We start from the raw sequence: 3,991 nt of genomic DNA, 5'->3' as shown, positions 1-3,991 counted from the left end.
ACCCTGGATGGCAAGGCACCGCGCGTGACCGACTCGTCAGGTGTCACGGGGCTAGGCGACCGCACCGCCTGAGATCAGAAAAAGGGGCCCGGAGCGTCGCTCCGGGCCTCAGTTCATGCACTGTCTCTGGGAAGAATAGAGCGAAGTCAGTACTTCCAGCGCAATCCGATAGCGACCTCGCGGCCGGTGTGGCGATAGTCCGAAACCCGGTCCAGGGCATCGACGTAGCGGTCCACGTACTCGTCGGTCAGGTTGATGCCTTCAAGCGAGACCGTCATGTTGTCGGTGATCTCGTAGGACATTGAGGCGTCGATATTGGTGGTGTCGTTCACTCCCTCCTCCGAGTTGCCGTTGGCACCCGGGAAGGACAGCAGATACTGGCTGCGGTGGGCCGCCGAAACGCGCGCCTGGAACGGACCGTCCTCGTAATACAGGGTCGCGTTGGCGGTATTCTTGGACTGTCCCGTCAGCCGGTTCTTGCCCGCCGTGCCGTAGCTGACCTCGGAATCGACGAAGGTGATGTTCCCGGTGAAGCCGAAGTTGGACCAGAACCCGGGCAGGAAGGTGAAAGGCTGCTGATACTGGATTTCGATCCCGTCCAGCGTACCGCCTTCGCCGTTGATCCGTCGGGTGACCTGGAAGATGTCGGTCGGCTGGGCGGCACCCTGAAGCAGTTCGAGAGGCAGGCCCAGTGTATTATAGGGCAGTCCTTCGGTGACCGAGGTGATGAAGCTGTCGATCTTCTTGTGGAACACCGCGACGGCCAGAAGGCCCTCGTTCTGGAAATACCACTCGATCGAGGCGTCGTAGTTGGTGGCGCGGAACGGGTTTAGCAGCGGGTTCCCGTAGGACACGGTCCGCGTCGTCGGAGCCACGGAACCGCCCGGGGTCAGATCGCCCAGGGTCGGACGCGACATCACCTTCGCGGCTCCGAGACGGACCAGCAGGTCCTCGCGGGGCTCGAACACCAGGTTGAACGACGGCAGTGTGTCGGAGTACTGGTTCTCGGTCGTGACGAAGTTGTAGGAGGGGACCGGCGGCGTCCCCGACGTCACCGTCTGCCAGCCCTTTGCCGTCACCTCGGTCGTGGCGTAGCGGATGCCGACGTTGCCGCGCACGACCATCCCGCCCAGCATGGTGTTGAAATCGCTCTGCAGGAAGATACCGTTGTCCGTCTCGTCCACCTCGCGCTCGCTGCGGTTGGCGACTAGCGGGTTGTTGTAGATGGTCAGCGTCCGGGCGAGCGCCTCGATATCCGGCACGATGAAGCGCAGGTCCGAGCCTGCGGGCGCATCGACATAGCCCTCGATGCTGACCACACGACCGACGGCGTCCACCCCGACAATCCGGTCGACGCCCGTCGGCGTGGTGATGGCACGCGCCAGGCCAAAGGTCTCGAATGCATAGGTACGAAACTCGCCGCCCAGCTTGAAGCTGAGCGAGTCGTTCATGTCATAGCCCAGTGCGCCCGCCGCGACATTGTTCTCGAAATTGCCGCCGCCGTTGCTGCGCGTGGCGTTCGTCAGGGTGAAGCGCTGACCCGAGGTGACGTCGAAGCCGTAGTTGATCATCGGCTGGCGATTGTTGTCGCGCGCGTCGTAGGTATAGCCGTTCTGGCCGGCGGCCTCGAAGCGATAGGCCACGTTCAGCGGCGTACGCGCCTCCGACCGATTGGCCCCGATCTTCAAAGTGCCGTGCAGGCGATCGGTGAAGTCATGGCGGGCGTTGATCGACGCCTGGTAGAAATTGCTTTCGTTGCGCGTGAAACCGTTCTCGGCCGCCACGATCATGTTGTCGAACACCCCGTATGAGAAGGCGTTGCGCGTCGTGTCGAGCTCATAGGCCCGCACGGTCACCTGGTTCACGGCTGCCCGGCTGAACGACCAGGCCTCAAGGTTCGGGCTCTCTGTCTCGGAATTGAAGCGCGACCACAGGACGTCGAAATCCACCTCGGTCCGGTCGCTGGGCCGCCACTGCAGGGCACCAGTCATGCCCAGCCGGTCCTCGAAAGTCTCGCCGAGGGTGTACCGGGGAATGCGGGGGTAGAAGGCGTTCAGCACCTCGGTGCGCTGCGCGGTCGTCGTGCAGGGAATGCAGCCCCCGAAATTCTGGCCTCGACCATAGGGCGAGCCGGTCGTCGGGTTGACGTTGGTGGCGTCACCCCGCTGCCAGCGCGTCGTGTTGAAGCTGCCCAGGGTCGGAGCCCGCTCGGAATAGGCGACGGACAACAGGGCACCGAAGGTCTGGTCCTGGTTCGCCCAGCTCAGCAGGCCCGCCAGACGCGGGATCGTGGTCTCGGACAGGTCATTGTACGACGCCTGGGCCGAGAGAGCGGACTGGAAACCGCTATCGTTGAAGTCCAGAGGACGGCCGGTCTGCAGGTCGACCGTGGCACCCAGCGAACCCTCCTCGATCTCGGCCGACTGGGTTTTCCTGACCCGGATCGAGTTGAACAGCTCGGACGCGAACATCGAGAAGTCGAAGCTGCGATTGCGGTTGCCACCGTTGGCCGCCTGGGCCTCCAGGCCGTTGATCCGGGTGCGGGTAAAGTCTGAACCCAGGCCGCGCACCGAGATGGTCGTGCCCTGGCCGTTCACGCGGTCGATGGTGACGCCCGGCAGGCGCTGGATCGCCTCGGCCAGGTTCTGGTCGGGGAAGTCGGCCATGTCCTCGGCCAGGATGGCGTCCACCGCACCAGCTTCGTTGCGCTTGATCGACAGGGCGCGTTGCAGGCTGGAGCGGAAGCCGGTGACGACGACTTCATCGACCTGGGTGTCTTCCTGGGCGGCCGGTGCCGTGGTTTGTGCGGCCGCGATCTGGGGCGCCAGGGCTGCGGTCAGCATGGCGATCGCCGATGCACTGGACGCAAGCGTGGCTCGGACTCGGCTGGAACCGTTCATTCTTCATCTCCCCGCCCGGCGCTCATGGCACCGGTGTCATTTGTTGATCGGGCATCACAGCCTTTGGGACTGATGCCGTTCCACTTTGTGCAATAGCTTCTCGCGATTTGCAACTATCAATTGGAACGGCGTCCCATATGATCAATCAAACAGGCGAAACACTGACGGTGTAGACGTGATTGCGCCCGTGCATGTTCGACACGAACAGTACCCACCGACCGTCGGGCGTGAAAGTAACGTTCGGCTCCAGGCGGTAGTCGTGGCGCGACATGTCCACCAGTCGCTCGGTGCGAAGGTATTCGACAGAGATCATGTCGGGCTGATCGCTGTCGGGGTCGCCGTCGATGATCGGCTCGGGTTTCAGCAGAACGATCCATTTGCCGTCCGGCGCATGGGCGACCATGTCGGCGTCCCCACCATCGCCGGCGAACACGCTTCCGTCCGGCGAGGTGTTGAAATGGACCGACCAGCTGTTCTGCTCGACCCGGCGATAGATGCGCTTGCCGGTCTCCAGATCGACGGAGGCGACCCAGTAGACCTGCCCCCGTGGCGTCTGCAGATCGTACATCACCGCCTTGCCGTCCGGGCTGAACCACTCGTGACCGAAAATCTCGAAATTCATCGTGCGCTGGTGCAGCTTACGCAGGTCGGTACCATCGACCTTGATCGTCCACATCCGGTCGACCCGGTGCCACGGCCCCTCGTGCGAGAAGATGATCCGGTCGGGATCGGTCGGCGAGAACTGCGGATGGTTCAGCCAGTCGGTCGCCGAATGGATCACGCGACGCTCCCCCGTGCGCAGATCGACGACGAACAGCTCCATCGGGGTTCGCGCCGCCCAACGCTGAAGCATCCGCACACCCTTGGCCTTGGCGAAGTTCAGCGGGCGACCGTCGGGGCCAACGGCGGAATACTCGGCCTGGCCGGCCCGGCGATTGCGGGGATCGGCGGCGTCAGGCTGAACCGGCGCATCACCGTATGCCACCGTGCCGACGCACAGGGTCTCGTCGGCATTGATCGAGCTGAACGACCCCTGCTCCAGGCGCGCGATGCGGCGCGTCTCGCCGCTGTCTATGTCTACGGCATGCAGG

The 3,991-nt window shown here is 63.8% G+C and carries 2 protein-coding genes; both read right to left on the bottom strand.

Annotation, left to right across the window (positions count from 1 at the left end; translation table 11 throughout):
- Positions 1–146: 146 nt before the first annotated feature.
- Positions 147–2,843 (bottom strand): TonB-dependent receptor, encoded by a 2,697-nt coding sequence (locus ACILQR_RS15870; protein ID WP_395652347.1) that lies wholly within the window; start codon positions 2,841–2,843, stop codon positions 147–149.
- Positions 2,844–3,045: 202 nt separating this feature from the next.
- Positions 3,046–3,991: oligogalacturonate lyase family protein (locus ACILQR_RS15865; protein WP_395652346.1), on the bottom strand; the 946-nt coding region annotated here is incomplete at its 5' end.

The sequence above is a fragment of the Brevundimonas sp. genome (genome assembly GCF_044239655.1).
Classification (GTDB): Bacteria; Pseudomonadota; Alphaproteobacteria; order Caulobacterales; family Caulobacteraceae; genus Brevundimonas.
Note: the sequence above shows the minus strand (reverse complement) of the source record. Positions and strands in the feature narration are given on the sequence as shown.

What these genes read in the sequence shown, in the direction of transcription:
- ACILQR_RS15870 (WP_395652347.1), bottom strand. Translation starts at nt 2,843, where the DNA reads ATGCTGACCGCAGCCCTGGCGCCCCAGATCGCGGCCGCACAAACCACG.